Annotated in this window: 18 protein-coding genes; 12 read left to right on the forward strand and 6 right to left on the reverse strand. The window is 70.4% G+C overall.

Translation table 11 applies throughout. The features are described from left to right. Positions 1–81: 81 nt before the first annotated feature. Positions 82–498: a hypothetical protein gene (locus DEI93_RS09435; protein ID WP_146244478.1), complete on the reverse strand. Its 417-nt coding sequence runs from the start codon at positions 496–498 to the stop codon at positions 82–84. Further along, positions 495–1,502 (reverse strand): SDR family oxidoreductase, encoded by a 1,008-nt coding sequence (locus DEI93_RS09440; RefSeq protein WP_111009233.1) that lies wholly within the window; start codon positions 1,500–1,502, stop codon positions 495–497. The genes DEI93_RS09435 and DEI93_RS09440 overlap by 4 nt, the downstream gene beginning before the upstream one ends. A gap of 231 nt (positions 1,503–1,733) precedes the next feature. On the opposite strand from DEI93_RS09440, the gene metX reads away from it, so the two are divergent. The 4 genes from metX (at position 1,734) to DEI93_RS09460 (ending at position 6,357) form a co-directional block, all read left to right on the forward strand. Beyond that, complete coding sequence (metX, locus tag DEI93_RS09445) at positions 1,734–2,954, forward strand: homoserine O-acetyltransferase MetX (RefSeq protein WP_111120590.1); 1,221 nt, start codon at positions 1,734–1,736, stop codon at positions 2,952–2,954. A 149-nt stretch (positions 2,955–3,103) separates the two neighbouring features. Continuing rightward, positions 3,104–4,264 carry a sensor histidine kinase gene (locus DEI93_RS09450; RefSeq protein WP_111009235.1) on the forward strand — a complete coding sequence of 387 codons (1,161 nt, stop codon included), beginning with the start codon at positions 3,104–3,106 and terminating at the stop codon, positions 4,262–4,264. Then, entirely contained in the window at positions 4,261–5,577 is a 1,317-nt protein-coding gene (locus DEI93_RS09455) for a hypothetical protein (RefSeq protein ID WP_111009236.1), read from the forward strand. Before DEI93_RS09450 ends, DEI93_RS09455 begins: the two co-directional genes overlap by 4 nt. A gap of 108 nt (positions 5,578–5,685) precedes the next feature. Beyond that, the gene (locus DEI93_RS09460; RefSeq protein WP_111009237.1) at positions 5,686–6,357 is read left to right on the forward strand and encodes a response regulator; all 672 of its coding nucleotides are present in this window, start codon (positions 5,686–5,688) and stop codon (positions 6,355–6,357) included. A gap of 47 nt (positions 6,358–6,404) precedes the next feature. Here the strand turns inward: DEI93_RS09460 and DEI93_RS09465 are convergent, their stop codons facing one another. From DEI93_RS09465 to DEI93_RS16530, 3 genes are all read right to left on the reverse strand, one after another. Beyond that, positions 6,405–7,673: an MFS transporter gene (locus DEI93_RS09465; protein WP_111009238.1), complete on the reverse strand. Its 1,269-nt coding sequence runs from the start codon at positions 7,671–7,673 to the stop codon at positions 6,405–6,407. A 259-nt stretch (positions 7,674–7,932) separates the two neighbouring features. Further along, complete coding sequence (locus DEI93_RS09470) at positions 7,933–8,136, reverse strand: hypothetical protein (protein WP_111025693.1); 204 nt, start codon at positions 8,134–8,136, stop codon at positions 7,933–7,935. Between the two features lie 325 nt (positions 8,137–8,461). Beyond that, positions 8,462–8,716 (reverse strand): thiamine-binding protein, encoded by a 255-nt coding sequence (locus tag DEI93_RS16530; RefSeq protein WP_502868544.1) that lies wholly within the window; start codon positions 8,714–8,716, stop codon positions 8,462–8,464. Here DEI93_RS16530 and DEI93_RS09480 point away from each other — a divergent pair. From DEI93_RS09480 to DEI93_RS09505, 6 genes are all read left to right on the forward strand, one after another. Beyond that, a complete protein-coding gene (locus DEI93_RS09480) occupies positions 8,701–10,155 on the forward strand; it encodes a recombinase family protein (protein WP_111120588.1) in 1,455 nt (484 codons plus the stop codon). The two genes, DEI93_RS16530 and DEI93_RS09480, sit on opposite strands and share 16 nt — an antisense overlap. A 736-nt stretch (positions 10,156–10,891) precedes the next feature. Then, positions 10,892–11,140 (forward strand): hypothetical protein, encoded by a 249-nt coding sequence (locus DEI93_RS09485; RefSeq protein WP_111120586.1) that lies wholly within the window; start codon positions 10,892–10,894, stop codon positions 11,138–11,140. Between the two features lie 191 nt (positions 11,141–11,331). Then, positions 11,332–12,093, forward strand: coding sequence for a hypothetical protein (locus tag DEI93_RS09490; RefSeq protein ID WP_349815060.1), 762 nt, complete (start codon positions 11,332–11,334; stop codon positions 12,091–12,093). Between the two features lie 40 nt (positions 12,094–12,133). Then, entirely contained in the window at positions 12,134–12,379 is a 246-nt protein-coding gene (locus DEI93_RS09495) for a hypothetical protein (RefSeq protein ID WP_111120584.1), read from the forward strand. A gap of 103 nt (positions 12,380–12,482) precedes the next feature. Beyond that, positions 12,483–12,986, forward strand: a complete 504-nt coding sequence (locus tag DEI93_RS09500) for a hypothetical protein (protein ID WP_111120583.1) — start codon at positions 12,483–12,485, stop codon at positions 12,984–12,986. Next, positions 12,983–13,330 carry a DUF7169 domain-containing protein gene (locus tag DEI93_RS09505; protein WP_284158399.1) on the forward strand — a complete coding sequence of 116 codons (348 nt, stop codon included), beginning with the start codon at positions 12,983–12,985 and terminating at the stop codon, positions 13,328–13,330. The genes DEI93_RS09500 and DEI93_RS09505 overlap by 4 nt, the downstream gene beginning before the upstream one ends. Positions 13,331–13,769: 439 nt before the next feature. Here DEI93_RS09505 and DEI93_RS09510 read toward each other — a convergent pair whose 3' ends face one another. Next, a complete protein-coding gene (locus DEI93_RS09510) occupies positions 13,770–14,492 on the reverse strand; it encodes a hypothetical protein (RefSeq protein ID WP_146244443.1) in 723 nt (240 codons plus the stop codon). Positions 14,493–14,727: 235 nt separating this feature from the next. Here DEI93_RS09510 and DEI93_RS09515 point away from each other — a divergent pair, with 235 nt between their 5' ends. Further along, a complete protein-coding gene (locus tag DEI93_RS09515) occupies positions 14,728–14,964 on the forward strand; it encodes a hypothetical protein (protein ID WP_146244444.1) in 237 nt (78 codons plus the stop codon). A gap of 84 nt (positions 14,965–15,048) precedes the next feature. Then, a complete protein-coding gene (locus DEI93_RS09520) occupies positions 15,049–15,597 on the forward strand; it encodes a DUF6932 family protein (protein WP_111120142.1) in 549 nt (182 codons plus the stop codon).

The raw sequence follows: 15,597 nt of genomic DNA on the forward strand, positions 1-15,597 counted from the left end.
GCCGCTTCGACCGCTGCGACAACGGCGTGTTCTGCGATCTCGGCCGAGGAGGGCGAGCGGCGGCGGCCCGGCCGACGAAGGCTAGCGGCGGCGGCCCCGGCCGACGAGGAGCGCCTCGGCGACGCCGAGCCCCACCGCGATCACGAGCTGGGACGCGCCGAGGCGTCGCCACCGACCGCCGACGAGCAGCAGCGGCAGCATCGAGACCGCGTGGGTCGCATCGACCACGGCGGCGACCGTGTGTGCGTCGGGGGTGTCGACCCGGCGCAGCACCACGGCCTCGACGAGTTGCCGCAGACCGAGCACCCGGTGGAACGCGGCGACCCCGCCCCGACGCGCACCCGTTGCCCGGTCGGGTGCACCGCCTCGCGCCGCGAGGAGGTGCAGGACGCCCAGGCCGCCCCGCACCACCTCCACCGCGGCGGCGGAACCGGGCCGTGCGGACGGGTGCCGGGCCTCCCGAGCGGTGCGGCGCCCCGGTGCTGCACCGAGACTCATCGGCCGCGACCCACGGAACGGGTGGCGGTGGCGACGACGCCGGCCACGCCGATCGCGCCCGCGAGGATCGCGGACCCGAGGCGGCGGTGCTCGACGAACCAGGTCTGCGGCGACCACGCGTGGGCGGTGTCGTCGAAGATCCCGTGCGCACCGTGGTCCCCCGGCACCGGCTCGTAGAGGTTGTCGGGCAGCATCGGCTCGTCCTTCTGTGGCGCCTGCTGGCCGTCGACGAGCGTGCGGGCGGCGTACCAGTCCGCGAACCGGCCGCTGATCCGGTTCCCGATGATCGTGTAGACGGTCGACTCTCCGACCCACGTCCGCGGGCGTGGCCGCTCGGCGACCGTCGCGATGGCGCGGGCCCCGACCTCGGGCTGGTAGATCGGCGCCACGGGCTGCGGGTGGTGTGGCAACTTCGACTTCACCCAGTTGAACTGGATCGTGTTGAGCGCGGGCATGTCGACCCGCGAGACCGTGACGTTGCTGCCCTCGTTGCGCAGCTCGCTGACGACCGACTCGGTGAACCCGACGATCGCGTGCTTCGCGCCGCAGTACGCCGCTTGCAGTGGGATCCCGCGGAACCCGAGCGCGGAGCCGACCTGGATCACCTGTCCGCGGTCCCGCGGCCGCATGTGACGCAGTGCGGCACGGGTCCCGTTGACGAACCCGAAGTACGTCACCTGGTTCGCCCGCGCGAAGTCGTCCGGGTCGGTGTCCATGAACGAGCCGAACACGCCGACCATGACCCCGTTGACCCACAGGTCGATCGGCCCGAGCTCGGCCTCGACGCGGTCGGCGGCGGCCTCGACGGCCTCGCGATCCGCGACGTCCGCGACGAGCGCGAGGCCGCGCCTCCCGGCTCGCCGCACCTCGGCGACCGCCGCGTCGACGCCCTCCTGCCCGCGGGCGAGGACGGCGACGTCCCAGCCCCGTGCGGCGAGTTCCCGCACCGTCGCCCGGCCGAGTCCGGCCGAGCCTCCCGTCACCACGGCGATCCCACGAGCCATCCGGTCCTCCTCGCGTCCTGCCGTCGCCCGAGCGGCGCGGCCCTCCACGTCTACCGGACGGCCGTCGGCGGCGCTCAGCGAGCGTGGGGCGGCGCACGTCCGATCGCTCCGCTCCCTGAGACGGACATGGATCCCGGCCGGGGCCGGCCGGGAGGCCCGGAGCCCGCCCGCCACGCCCCTCGCGTAACAAAGCACCCACGCCGTCCGCGACCCCGGGAGAATGGGCGGACGATGGACTGGCAGACGACCCCGGAGGACTCGGTCCCCTCGACCCTGGTCCCCGGTCCCGCCCTGCTCGGTGGCGGCCTCGGGATCGTCGGCAAGCCACCGGTGACGGGCGCCTGGCGACCCGGCGACCCGGCGGGCTCCCGCCGGTTCCTGGACCTCGGCGCCGTGACCGTCCGCGGCGGGGTGCTCCCGTCGACCCGCGTCGCCTACGAGAGCTGGGGCGAACTCGACGCCGAGCGCTCGAACGCCGTGCTCGTGTTCCACGCGCTCACCGGCGACTCGCACGTCACCGGCCCGGCGGGGCCCGGACACCGGACTGCCGGCTGGTGGGAGGACGTCGTCGGCCCCGGTCGGGCGATCGACACCGACCGGTGGTTCGTCGTCGCGCCGAACATGCTCGGCGGCTGCCAGGGCACGACGGGGCCGTCCGCACTCGCCCCCGACGGCGTCGAGTGGGGATCGCGGTTCCCGTTCCTCACCGTCCGCGACCAGGTGGGCGTCCAGGCGCGCCTGGCGGACCATCTGGGCATCGACCGGTTCGCGGCGGTCGTCGGCGGTTCGATGGGCGGCATGCACGCCCTCGAGTTCGCCGTGACGTACCCGGAGCGGGTCGAGCGGCTGGCGGTGCTGTCGGCACCGGCGCAGACCACGGCGGACCAGATCGCGGGGAACTCCCTGCAGCGCGCCGCGATCCAGATGGACCCCGGGTATGCCGGCGGCGACTACTTCGACGCCGAACCCGGCGACGGCCCGCACCGCGGCCTCGCGCTCGCCCGCCGGATGGCGCTCCTGACCTACCGCGCTCCCGACGAGCTCAACGGGCGGTTCGCCCGGAGCTGGCAGAGCGATGTGTCGCCGCTCGGCGACGACGGACGGTTCTCGGTCGAGAGCTACCTCGACTTCCACGGGAACAAGTTCACCCGGCGGTTCGACGCCGACTCGTACCTGACGCTCCTGCACGCGATGGACTCCCACGACGTCGGGACCGGCCGAGGCGGCGTCGTCCCGGCACTCGGGCGGGTCCGTGCCCGCACCCTCGTCGTCGGGATCACGAGCGACCGCTTGTTCCCCCTCGAGGACCAGGACCGCATCGCCGCGGGCATCCCGGACACCCTCGACGGCGACCGCGCGACGGTCATCGCGAGCGCGTACGGACACGACGGCTTCCTCATCGAGCACGAGGCCGTGGGGCGACACCTCCGGCGGCTGCTGCACGACGCGTGACCGCGGCGATCGTTCGCTGGTGATAACGATTCAGCACCAGACCGGGGACCCGGACCGTGCCGGATCCCCTCGAACGGGTGCCGTCTGTGCGAGCATGGTCGAACGCGAAGGAACCACCTCGCGGATCCGTTTCCCCCTGCAGGACATCGATGGACCTCATCGCGCAAGAACGTGACCGGTTGCTCCGGACGACGACGCGCGTTGTCGGCATCGTCTGCGCACTCGTCAGCGTCGTGGCGGTCCTGTGCGCGGGCAGCATCCCGACCGCGCCGCTCGTCGTCGGGCTCCTCGGCGTCGCGGTGCTCGTCGGCGCGCTCTGGGGTGTCGGTGCGAACGGTGCCTGGTACTGGACCGTCCTGGCGGTCGTGGGCGGCGTCGGTGCCCTCGTCGCGCTCACCCAGTCGGTCGGCGACGCCGGCGACCGCGACGTCGTCGCCGCGGGCCTGGTCCCCCTCGCCGCGGGTGGCCTGTCGTCGCTCGTCATGTCGCAACGCGGCCGTCCGGCGCTGCTCGTGCTCGTGCTCCTGTCCGGCGTCGCCGCGGTCGGCATCGTCGTCTGGACGTGTCGCTCGCCGTTCGCGAGCCCCGTCGGCGGCGTGCTGCTCGGCTGGGTGCTCACCTGCGTCATCGCCTACTGGGTGTCGCTGAGCATCCCGCGGGTCGCTCGCAGGATCTTCAGCATCGGCAACGCACACCGCGCCGAGCGGCAGGCGAGCGAGACCGAGGCCCAGCGTCGCCAGGGGGCCCGCCTCCTGCACGACACCGTCCTCGCGACCCTGACGCTCCTCGCCCACTCCGGGGTCGGCGTCTCGGAGCAGGCGATGCGCGAGCAGGCAGCGGAGGACGCCCGACTGCTCCGCCACCTCCGCCTCGGCGCGACCCCGCAGCCCCAGGAGTCGAACGGCTACACGCTGACCCAGACCGAGGAGTCACCCCTCGGGCAGACCCTCGAGTCCGTCAAGCAGCGGTTCGGCCGCATGGGACTCGAGGTGAGCTGGCACGGCACCGGTCAGGTCCTCCTGCCCACACACGTGCTCGACGCATTCCTGCTCGCGCTCGCCGAGTGCCTGGAGAACGTGCGCCGCCACGCGGGTGTCGCCGAGGCGCACGTCACGATCGTCCACGACACGAGCATGGTCCGCGCCATGGTGACCGACTCTGGCGTCGGGTTCGAGATCGACTCCATCAACGAGGAGCGCCTCGGGTTCAAGGAGAGCGTCGTGAACCGCCTCCGCGAGGTCGGCGGCGACGCCCGCCTGTTCTCGGCGCCCGGCTCGGGCACGACGGTCGTCCTGGAGGCCCCGCGATGACCTTCCCCGAGGACACCATCGGCCGCGAGACCATCGGCAGCCGGGAGGAACCCCCACGCACGCGGCGCGAGGCCCGCGAGCGCGCGAAGGGCAACGACCGGCGCCAGGCGCGTGGTCTGCCGTCGACCTCGACCGGGGCGCGCTCGTTGCAGCAGGCGGCGCAGCCCGGGGCGTCGCTCGGCACCGGTCACCTCGGCCTCGGTGCGGCCGTGCTCACCGCCCTGCAGGCCGTGTCGGGCATCGTGCTGTTCCTCGTGCACTGGCCCGACTACAGCGACCCGTACGCCGCCGCGGCCGCGTGGCTGCTCTACATCGTCGCCGCCATCGGGGTGACCGCGACGGTGCTGACGTACGGCGAGCGCCTCACCGGGCTCGCGTTCACGCTCATCTGCCTCGTGCTCGCCTGCGTCGTCGCCCTCGACTTCATCGCGGTCTGGCCGGAGCACGACATCGCCCACACCGCGACCGCGTCGATCGCCGCCGGATTCGCGCTCCTGCCGATGACCACGCTGCGTCCCGCCCGCGAGGTCGTCGTGGCGATCGTCGCGCTCGGTGTGGCGTTCGTCGTCATGACGTTGGTCTCGACGCCGATCGACCGGACGACCCTGCCCGGGCAGGTCTCGATGCTCGCGCTCGTCCTCGTCCCGCCGTCGGTCGCGCTCTTCATCGTGCATCGGTTCCGACAGCTCGTGCAGCGCGAACTCGACCGTGTGCTCGTCCAGAGCACCGTGACGGCGCCGCAGTTCGCCGTCGGGATGCTCGCGTCCGAGGAACTCGCGCGCCTCGACCTCGCCGCCGAGAAGCTCCTGGACAGCGTCGCGAACGGCACCGATCCCCTGCCGCTCTCCCCCGCCAGTGCGTCCGTGGCCGCGCAGCTCGCCACCGAGCTCCGGCTGCACCTCATCGAGGGGCGCCGGGAGACCTGGCTGTACCACGCGATCACGGAATCCGACCACCTCGGGCGCGCCGTGAGCGTGACCGATCCGGGCTCGCTCGCCGGCCACCTGACCCCCGCGCAGCGCGACGGTCTCCTGCAGGCGATCTGGCTCATGGTCGGCGACGGACGCGCCGCGACGACCGGCAGCGCGACCGTGTCGGTGACCCTCGGTCCGATGGGCGCCGCCGGTCATCCCGTGTCGGACGAGACGATGGACGTGCCCGTCGTCATCGAGTCACGCGGCGTCCCACGACGTCGGCTCGGCCCGGCGGCGTGGAGCGCGCTCCAACGCGTGGGGCCGTACACGGACACCGTCCGCGACGGCGTCCTGCACGTCGTCGTGCACTGCGTGGTCAACCGACACCCGTCGATGTGACCGCCGTCACCGGATCCCGGGCACCAGCCGCGACACACTGACCGCCTGTTCCTCCACCGCCGATCGATCCACCTAGGATCCCGGTACCGCCAAGAAAGGACGCCGCTCGTGGCAGCTCCCGAGGACCCCATCCGACTCGCACTCGTCGACGACCACCGCATGCTGCTCGGAGCGCTCACGGAGTGGATCCGTGGAGCCGCCGACGACATCACGCTCGTCGCGGCGGTCACCACGTGGCCCGAACTCCTGACCAATCCGGCGTTCCCCGTCGACGTCGTGCTCCTCGACCTCGACCTCAAGGACTCCATCCCCATCTCCCTCAAGATCTCCACGCTGAAGACCGCGGGCGTCACGACCGTCGTCATGAGCACCTACTCGGAGCCGAACGTCGTGCGCGAGGCCCTCGGCTCCGGTGCGATGGGCTACCTCGTCAAGAGCGAGGGCGCCGAGATGATCGTCGAGGCGATCCGCTCCGCGCACCGCGGCGAGCCGTACATCTCCGCCGAGCTCGACCTGGCACTCAACGCGGGGGACGTCGGCGGCGTGCCGAAGCTGAGTGCCCAGGAGCGCCGCGTCATGGCGCTGTACGGCGGTGGCGAGCCGGTCAAGAGCGTCGCCTACCAGCTGGGGATCTCGGAGGAGACCGCGAAGAGCTACCTCAAGCGCATCCGCGAGAAGTACCGGGTCGCGGGCTTCGACGTCGGCACGAAGGTCGCCCTGCGGAAGCGTGCGATCACCGACGGCATCATCATCCAGACGGACGCTCCGCACGGGCTTTGAGGATCCGCGACGGCCGAGACCCCGAGGGGTCTCGGCCGTTTCGCACGTCAGACGGTCGGCACCGGCGACGTGATCGGGCCGGTGCGCGGGTGCTGGTCCCGCGCCAGGGCCGTGCGACGGTTCGTCCGCCGCTCCATCGAGAAGCTGATGGTGATGATGCCGAGGCCGAGCAGTGCCAGGACGATGCCGATCCAGCCCGGGGCGGCGTAGCCCCAGCCGGCGGCGATCGCGCTGCCTCCGAGGAGCGCGCCGAGGCTGTTCCCGATGTTGAACGCCGAGTGGTTGAGCGCCGCGGCGATGCCCTTCGACTCCCCCGCGACGTCCATGAGCCGCGACTGGACACTCGGCGAGATCATGGACGAGGTGGCACCGAGGGCGAACATCCCGACGAACAGCCCGACGACGGTCGCGGCGGTGAGCGTCACGAGCAGGAGCGCGGCGATGAGCGCGGCGAACCCGACGTACGTGGCCCGGCGCAGGTCGACGTCGGCGAAGTGACCACCCGCGATGTTGCCGACCGTCATGCCGACGCCGACGGTGACGAGCACGAACGGAACGAACGACACGGGCAGGTGCGTGACGTGCTGCACCAGCGGTGAGATGTACGAGTACACGGCGAAGAAGCCGCCGAAGCCGATGGCACCGCACGCCATCATGATCCACACCTGCGGGACCCGGAACGCGCGGAGCTCCCGCCGGAACGACGCGCCCGGCTCGGCCGGGTGGAACGGTACGAGCGTGGCGACCGCGACGAAGGTGAGCGCGAACAGCGCCGCGACGATCAGGTACGCGGCGCGCCATCCGGCGTGCTGACCGATGAACGTGACGAGCGGGACGCCGACGACGTTCGCGATGGTGAGTCCGCCGAGCACCATCGACACGCCCTTGCCGCGGCTGCCCGGGCCCATGATCTCCGCGGCGACGAGCGAAGCGATGCCGAAGTACGCCCCGTGCGGCAGGCCGGCCACGAACCGCGCCGCGAGGACGAGGCCGAACGACGGGAGCACCGCACTGGCGACCGTGGCGAGCGTGAAGCCCACGAGCAGGCCGAGCAGGAGCTGCTTACGGGGGAACCGCGCCGCCGCCGCCGCGATCGTCGGAGCGCCGACGACGACGCCGAGCGCGTAGGCGCTGACCAGCCAGCCTGCGTGGGCGATGCCGGCCTCGGGGTCGACCACGTACTGGTGGTGCAGCAGGGAGGACGCGAGGTTCGGCAGGAGGCCCATCGCGACGAACTCGGTCGTGCCGATGGCGAACCCACCGAGGGCGAGCGCGAGGAGCGCCGCGGTCTTGCGCGCGGGCGTGAGCGTGGTCATGGCGTGTCTTCCGGCGGGGGTCGGACGGGATCGCACCGCGGAGCTGGTGTCAGGGCCCCGCTGCTCCCTCGCCGCGCCGACGGGGCCGTCACGACCGGCGGAGCCGGGGCGCTCGGCGGCGAGCAAGCCCGTTCGCAACGGGCTCCGTCCATGCTAGGTCGGCATCAGTGGCCTCGGAAGCACAGCTCGGCGTGTCCGGTCGAATCGGTTCGACCTGCTCGACGTCCGGCCCACGCCTCGGTTCGAGCCGTGCATGCGCTCAGGCCGCGCGAGCCGCGACCTCGTTGTCGTCGCTGCGGTCACGGCCGGACGTCCTCGGCTCGGGAAGCGCGTCACGCCAGGTCCAGCCGACACCGCACTCGGTGCAGGTCGCCCACGCCTGCTCGCCGTGCTCCGGCCCGTCGCCGGTGTCCACCAGCACGGTCTGCAGATCGCAGTCGGGGCACCATCCCTCGAAGATCATCCGAGCCTCCTGTCCGTGACCACGTCGTGGCCCGTCGCGCTTGGTCCTGTCGACCGGGTCGGGCAGGTCCCTGGTGTGGGGATCACGTCCGCCCCGATGATCCAAGGACACACCCGACCACCGACATCACCGGAACCACCGCGGCGTGTCGCCCGATCGCACGCAGCGCTCCCAGGTGTGCGCATGCGCCGCTCGCGGTGAGCACCGGAGCGGCCGAGGTCGCGGCCCGGTCAGCGCTCAGCCGCGGCCCCCGCAGCGCTCAGTCGCGGCGCCAGCAGCGCTCAGTCGCGGCGCCAGCAGCGCTCAGTCGCGGCGCCAGCAGTGCTCAGTCGCGGCCCAGAGCGCGCTCGAGGCGGGCGAGCTTGCCGTCGATCTCGCCCGAGTGCCCTGGCCGGATGTCGGCCTTGAGCACGAGGGACACGCGCGTGCCGAAGGGGGCGACGGCCTCGGTTGCGGCCTTGACCACGGCCATGACCTCGTCCCACTCGCCGATGTGATCGGGCATTGAGCAGTTGGGCTGCCCTGGCCCCCTTCTCCTCCGACACATCGTCGAGAGGAGTTCCCATGCGAGTAGTTGGATACGCCCGTCTGTCCCGGGCCACGGAAGAGAGCACAGCAATAGTGCGACAGGGCCAGGCGATCGCTGACACAGCGCGGGCCCGCGGCTGGGAGCTCGTCGGGATTGAGGAGGACAACGATGTTTCAGCGACTCGGACACGACTGAACCGGCCGGGCCTCAACGCCGCCCGTGAGCGCCTAGCACGTGGCGAAGCGGATGCCGTGCTCGTCTGGAAGCTTGACCGCCTAGCTCGGTCCGTTGTGGACTTCGGTCTGCTCTTGGACGCCGGGCTTCAAATCATCTCCTGCACGGAATCGCTCGACACGACCACGGCGATGGGCCGCGCAATGGCCGAAATCCTTCAGGTGTTCGCCGCTATGGAAGCCCGCACTATTGGCGCGCGCGTCTCGTCCGCTCGTCGTCACCTTCCAACGGTCGGCCGCTTCCCTGGGGGAGTTGTGCCCTACGGGTACAGGGTGGTCCCGCACCCGTCCGGAGTCGGCCGAGCGTTGGAGCCGGAACCCGCGGAGGCGGAGGCGGTCCGCCTCGCTGCCACGCATGTCCTCGGCGGTCAATCGGTCTACGCGGTCTGCAAGAGCCTGAACGAGGCCGGGATCAAGCCCCGTCGGGCGGCTCAGTGGAGCGCTTCGTCCCTTCAGCGCCTCCTCCGCTCCGACGCCGTCCTGGGTCGTGTGCGCGTCGGCACGGAGTATGCGAAGGGGCCCGACGGCAAGAAGCGCAAGGTCCGCTCTGCAACGGTGCTCCGAGATGAGCACGGCATGCCCGTTCAGCAGTGGGAGCCGATCCTCTCCCTCGACGAGGTCGAGCGTCTCAGGGCGCTGACGCAGCGGACGACGACGCCGGGCCGCGCGAAGGCGACTGCTGAAGGTCGGCGGCGCAAGGCTTCCCGTGTGCTGTCGGGATTGATCTCGTGCCCCGGATGCGGCGGCACTCTCGTTGCGAAGATTCGCCGCTCGGCCGGAAATCCCGTTTACGCATGCCAGGCGTCCGCCCAGGGGCGGAAGTGCGAGCGCGGTGTCGTCGTGGAGTGCGACCGCGTCGAGGCTGAAGTCGAACGGCAATTTCTCGCCGTCTTCGGTCGGTACGCCGTCGTCGAGGAGCGGGTCCGTGTTCGGGAGACAGGAGAGCTCGCGCGAGTGACAGAGGCCATCCGGACCACGTCTGAAGAGCTCCAGCACCCCGGCGCTGACATCCGCGCTCTCGCTGAGCGACTTACGAAGCTGCACGCTGAGCGCGTGCGCCTCGATGCGGTTCCGAGCAATCCGGTGTCGGAGCTCGTCGAGACCGGAAGGTCGTTCGCCGAGGAGTGGGGAGCTCGCGACTACCTCGGTCGCCGCGAGCTTTTGATCGGGTGCGGCGCCGTGATTGAGCTTGCGTACGCGAAACAGCGCGGCAAGTGGGACCCGACACGGGTGTCGCTCTCGTTCGACCGTCGCTAGTCGCCGCCGGTAGCCCCTCTCCGCCCCCACCGGAGCGAGGGGGCTCCGTTGAGTCCGGAGTGGTGAAGGTGCCGGAAGTGACGGTGTCGCCGGGGTCGCAAGCGAGCCGGAGACGCTCCAGCGCCCTCGCCGGGTGACGAAGTGACGGAAGTGGACCCCTCTTGGTATCTCTCTCTCGAGTTCAGTTCACCTTAAGAACAGAACCGGAGGAGGGTGCACTTCCGTCACTTCGTCACTGACCCGCCTCCGGCGCCCCGCGCTCGTGAGCAGCTCAACGCGCCTGGCCCCCTTCTCTTCTGTCCCCATCACTGACAGAAGGAGCCCCGATGCCTACCCCAGAGGATCACGTGCGGCGGGTGGCGGCGAGGTTCGACGACGGCTCCGGCGAGACAGTCGCCTCCGCTCTTCGAGCTCTCGCCCGCCGCCAGGCGCGGTCCGGGAAGACATGCGCCGCGTGCGGTGAGCGGAAGCCGCTCTCGGCGTTCGGCGCTGACTCGCAGAAGCCGGACGGGCTACGGACCCGTTGCCGGTCCTGCCGAAAGCGTGTGTAAACGCCTTTGTCTGGCACCCCCCTGGCCCCCTTCTCTTCTGAGGAGAAGAGAAGTCACCACGACTCTTCTGTCCCAGGGGCGAAGCGCCCGTCTTGATCCACGCGACCGGGGCGGGCGCTTTTTCGTCCGGAAGAGCCGTGCGCACGACAAGGAGGCCACCTATGCGTACCTGCAATCTGTGCGGCGTGAGCCTCGAAGGCACACGCTCGGACGCCCGTTACTGCTCGCCCGCGCATCGTCGCGAAGGCTACCGAGTCGAGCACCGCCCACTTGCCGCCCGTGACGCCGCCGCAACGTCGCTCCTTCTCCGCCAGACCCGCGCCCTCGCCGATCGCGAGGCCGCCGCCGTCTGGGGGGACGCCGTCGCGCGGTCGACCGCCGACGCCGAGCTCCGCGAGATCGCCTCGCACGTCCGACGCCTCTTCGGCGCCTGACCCACATACCCGCGCCCGGACGCGCGCCCGCCGTCCGGTCCTCCTACCGCAAGGAATCCATGCCTAATCAGCTCCTCACCCCTGACAACATCGCCGGGACCGCCGCCGCTCTCGTCGGCAAGGGCCTCGGCCTCGCCGCGCTCCTGCACCGCGACCTCGAAGCCGACTTCAGCGCAGGCTCCGGCGACACCGTGAAGGTCCGCGTGCCCGGCGCGATCGCTGTCCAGACCAAGGGCATCTACGACACGACGACCCCGCTGGTCCGCGGCTCGATCTCCGAACAGTCGATCGACGTCAAGCTCACCACGCACGCCTACGACAGCGTCGTGCTCTCCGAGGGAGACATGGACCTGGAGATCGGCGACTTCGCGAAGCAGATTCTCCTTCCGCAGGCCGACGCGATCGTGAACTACGTCGAGCGCACCGTCGCCGCGACGCTGAAGGCGACGCCGGAGACCGAACTGAGCTACGACCCGGCCGCCCCGGCGCGAGTCTTCACGCAGATTCGCCGCCAGCTCCGCGACAACGGAGTCCCCACCACGGCGACGCTGATCGCTGCCGTCGGCTCCGGCGTCATGGCCGACCTGATCGACGGGCCCATCGGCTCGTCCGGAACCACGTTCGACGCCGACGGCAAGGTCCGCGGCTTCCAGATCGTCGAGTCCACCCGTCTCGCCGCCAACGAGATCGTGGCCTTCGTCCCCGAGGCATTCGCCCTCGTCGTCCGCGCCCCGGCATCGCCCGACGGCGCGCCCTACTCCGCGTCGGTCAAGTCGGAAGGCTTCGCCCTTCGCCACATCCGTAGCTACGACCCGAGCCTCGCGGTCGACACGTCGCTCCTGAGCGCCTTCGTCGGCGTTCAGGCGATGCCGCTGGCGATCGACAACGAGGACGGGACCGTGACGCTGAAGCCCAACGCAGGCGCCGTGCGCGTCCTGACCGCTTCGGCCTGAGAGGAACACCATGCCTAGCCTCGAAGCAATCACCTCCGCGGTGGACGACGTCCTCCGCAACAGCCCAACGCCGACCGTCGACGAGTTCGGCCCCGCAACCGCCGCACGCATCCGCGCCGAAGCCACCCGACGGGGCATGACGCCCGCCGAGATCATCGCCGAGGGCCGCCGCCTCGATCGCGAGCAGCGCGAAGCGACTCTGCGCGCGGAGCGCATCAGCTCCCGCGCCCGCCGCGCGTACCGCGAGAGCGGCACCCGCCGGACCGTTTACACGGCCCAGGCGTGACAGCCGGAGGGGCCGCATAGCGGAGCGGCCCCTCCCTCCTCTTCCTCCTCCTCGATAGTCGAGCGTGCGATACGCGCTCGACGGCGGTTAGGACCCGCCTCGCATGACTGCCAAGCCCACCCCCTTCGCCCCTCAGATCGCCGCGCTCCTCAGCCCCCAGGCTCGCCGCGAACTGCCGAGCCTCGCGACGCGCTCCGCCGTCCGCACCGTCCCGCTGGAGGCAAGCGCACCGATGGCACGGAAGGCGTGGGCAGCCGCGACTGCTCACGAGCGCCGCGCGCACGTGGAGCGCCTTGCGCTTCGACTCGTCGCCGAGCACGGAGCGGAGATCGCATCAAGCAAGATCGCTCAATACGTCGCGGCGACGCACGGCGACAAGGTCGCGCACCGGACGAGCCCCCCGGCTCCCCTGAAGAAGGCGACCGCGAATGCCAACCCAGTTCCGACCCCGACGCCGACGGCCGAGGACCGCCCCGCAGCCGCGCTCGTCGGTCTCGGCTACTGCCTCCCGTGCTCGTGCGGATGCGGCGCCTGGAGCTTCACAGGCTCACCCCGCCCGGCGCGGAAGCTCGCGCACACCGGCCTGGCGGACGGGACTGCCAAGTGAGCGGCACCCCTACCCCCGCCGAGCTCACCCGCCCCGTCCCCACCCGGCGTCCGCTGCCCGCTCAGGTGCGGCGCCACGCGACCATCGCTCTCCGGCTCAGCCAAGCCCTCGTCGCCGTCGACGAGGCAATGTCGTCGACACAGGGCCGAACGACGGTCCGGACCACGAACGAGCTCGGCATCCCTGACCCCGTCGGCGAGACCGTCGCGGCGATCGACCGGCTGACGCTCGCGCGTCGTGCAGCCGAATCGCAGCTCATGCTGGAGCGCACGGCACAGGCCCTCGAAGCCTCGCTTCGCATCCTGGAGGGCGCAGTGGCCGAGTGGGAGGGCGACCGGCGCTAGCGAGAGCTCCCGGACCCTGGGGGGCGCCTCCCCCGGGGCCGGGGTCTCCCCCACCGAAACGGCATAGCACCCGTCCGCGCGCGCGGGTCTGAGGGTTTCAAGCAGTGCGAGACCTAGCTCTTCCCGATCTGGACCCAGAGGTGATCCAGAGCGGACGCGCCTGACGCGTTTAGCTCGTCCGTGACCGCAGCTACGCCGTCCAACAGCATCTCGACCGGACCGTTCCCCGTATAGGAGCCAGTGCTGACGTTTCGGAAATTATGCGCTTCGAGAACGGCACGGCACCTATTCATCGTCGTACTTGCGTAATCGTATTCAAGCGAGATTCGAACATTCGCGGTTGCCATAGCTCCCCCTGGTCACGAGCGCGGGCGCGCCCTTGCTATGCATACCAGGTCGCCCGTTGGCAGCGGTAGTCCCCTTACAGCCGCTGCCGGCGCTACGCTCCGCCGCCCCGCAGGGGCCCGCCCCGAAGATCACGCCCTGATCGAACTTCCTCCGGCAAGTCGAAGTCGAGCTCGTTGTCGGCTGCAGCTCGGAGGGCCTCCGCCCGCGTCCAGTAGGTGGCCTGCATCAGGTCATGCAGCTTTGACACGACAGCGTGCTTGACCGTCATGTCGGTAGTCGTGTCGGTGAGGCGCGCGGCGGCGTCCTTGTCCTCGTGCAGCAGTCGACCATAGAGGTAGTCCATTGCAATCTGATCGTTTCCGTGCAGTTGGCCCGCGTTCTCGCCATTCTCGCCTTCGAGCCGACCGGAGTACATGTGCGCTCCGACGAGCTTGCCGTCTCTGACGCGGGCCCCCACGAACTTCTTCAACAGCGCGAGCTCCTTGCGACGTTCTTCGCCGACTGACTGACGGAGCACGTTTACCACGGAGGGGAGGTAGTTGTCCTCCTCCTCGATGAAGAGCACGCGGCAGCGTGACGCGTTACCCCCGAGGACGTCGTCGTCGAAGTCAGGAACGCCGAGCCCCAGTCCGGTCGCCCTTTCTGCACCCGTCGCGGGATCGCGCTCGATTCGCAGTTGCAGCTTCCAACCGAACTCGCTCATCGGCCGAACCTCGAACAGTGGCCCCTGCAAAACCCAGTCCGCCCTCGTAATGAATTTCAGCAATCGAGCTCGGCGACTTTCAGCGCTCGGCATACCCCACTTCTCACCCACGGGCCGATCCTCGCATGGCCCGCCGATCTCACGTCTACGCGGAGGCCCCCTTGTCCGCGGACGTCGGCTACTCGACGCTCGACCTGATCCCGAACACGGAGGGCTCCAGCTCGTCGCTCGCGGGCGGGATAGGTGGCGAGACGTTGAAGCCGCTGAAGGACGCGGGCCGCGGGAAGCTCCTCGGCGCAGGACTCCTCCACGCTGCGAGCGGCGCGCTGTGGCGCGGGTTCGCGGCATGTCCGGGACGATCCTCATCGTCGTGTTCGCGGTCCTCGTGCTGGCGATTCTCGTACTGCCGCTCGTCACGCAAGCGCGGCAGAACACGCAGCGCGACGCTGAGCCGCGAGCAACGATGCTGCGCGAGCAGACCGAGCGCGACATCGCTCTTGAGGACGAGAAGGCTGCGATCCGCACGGCCAAAGACACGGGAACCGACCAGCGTCAACTGGGCTACCGTCGCGGCGCACGCTGATGGCACACGGGAACGCGCCGCGGCTGAAGTTGCGTCAACTTCTCAATGGGCGATACTTCCGGGGTGGGACTTCCAGATTTCGGCGTGGCGGGTGAGGTCCCTGAGGGCAGGCACGCCTGCACACTCGACGAGTTCGAAGCGACGTTCGTCCTCGACTCGCGGTTCGCAACCTCCTCGACGCGTCAACGCATCTTCGAGGACTTCCTCGCGGCGATCGAACTTCTGCGGAGCTTCGACGAGGACCTTCTTGAACGGGCGTGGATCGGTGGGGGATTTGCGAGCGCCAAGCTCGACCCGTCCGACATCGACGTGACCTTCGTACTCGACGCCGACCGACACCGTGCCCTCTCCGGTCGCAAGCGGGATCGCATTGCGAAGCTCTGCCGGAAAAATGGCTTCGAGCCTCTCGACCTCCTCGTCGACGGGTTCTTCTTCGCACGTGAGCGCTTCGCGAACCCGTGGCAGGGCGGTGGGGTAGCGGAGGAAGCACGCGGCTACGCGACCGCCCGCGGAGCGTGGGACGATTGGTGGACGCGGTCCCGCAATGTCGGAGGCAAGGACGATGATCCTCGTCTTGAGGACGCCGATCCGGTACGAGGCTACGTGGAGGTGATCTTCGATGGTGCAATCTAG

Origin of the sequence: Curtobacterium sp. MCBD17_035, from assembly GCF_003234815.2 — a bacterium.
Taxonomy (GTDB): Bacteria; Actinomycetota; Actinomycetes; order Actinomycetales; family Microbacteriaceae; genus Curtobacterium.

Coding starts and splice junctions, on each gene's coding strand:
- DEI93_RS09435 (WP_146244478.1), bottom strand. CDS start 498: ATGAGTCTCGGTGCAGCACCGGGGCGCCGCACCGCTCGGGAGGCCCGG.
- DEI93_RS09440 (WP_111009233.1), bottom strand. CDS start 1,502: ATGGCTCGTGGGATCGCCGTGGTGACGGGAGGCTCGGCCGGACTCGGC.
- metX (WP_111120590.1), top strand. CDS start 1,734: ATGGACTGGCAGACGACCCCGGAGGACTCGGTCCCCTCGACCCTGGTC.
- DEI93_RS09450 (WP_111009235.1), top strand. CDS start 3,104: ATGGACCTCATCGCGCAAGAACGTGACCGGTTGCTCCGGACGACGACG.
- DEI93_RS09455 (WP_111009236.1), top strand. CDS start 4,261: ATGACCTTCCCCGAGGACACCATCGGCCGCGAGACCATCGGCAGCCGG.
- DEI93_RS09465 (WP_111009238.1), bottom strand. CDS start 7,673: ATGACCACGCTCACGCCCGCGCGCAAGACCGCGGCGCTCCTCGCGCTC.
- DEI93_RS09470 (WP_111025693.1), bottom strand. CDS start 8,136: ATGATCTTCGAGGGATGGTGCCCCGACTGCGATCTGCAGACCGTGCTG.
- DEI93_RS09480 (WP_111120588.1), top strand. CDS start 8,701: ATGCGAGTAGTTGGATACGCCCGTCTGTCCCGGGCCACGGAAGAGAGC.
- DEI93_RS09500 (WP_111120583.1), top strand. CDS start 12,483: ATGACTGCCAAGCCCACCCCCTTCGCCCCTCAGATCGCCGCGCTCCTC.
- DEI93_RS09515 (WP_146244444.1), top strand. CDS start 14,728: ATGTCCGGGACGATCCTCATCGTCGTGTTCGCGGTCCTCGTGCTGGCG.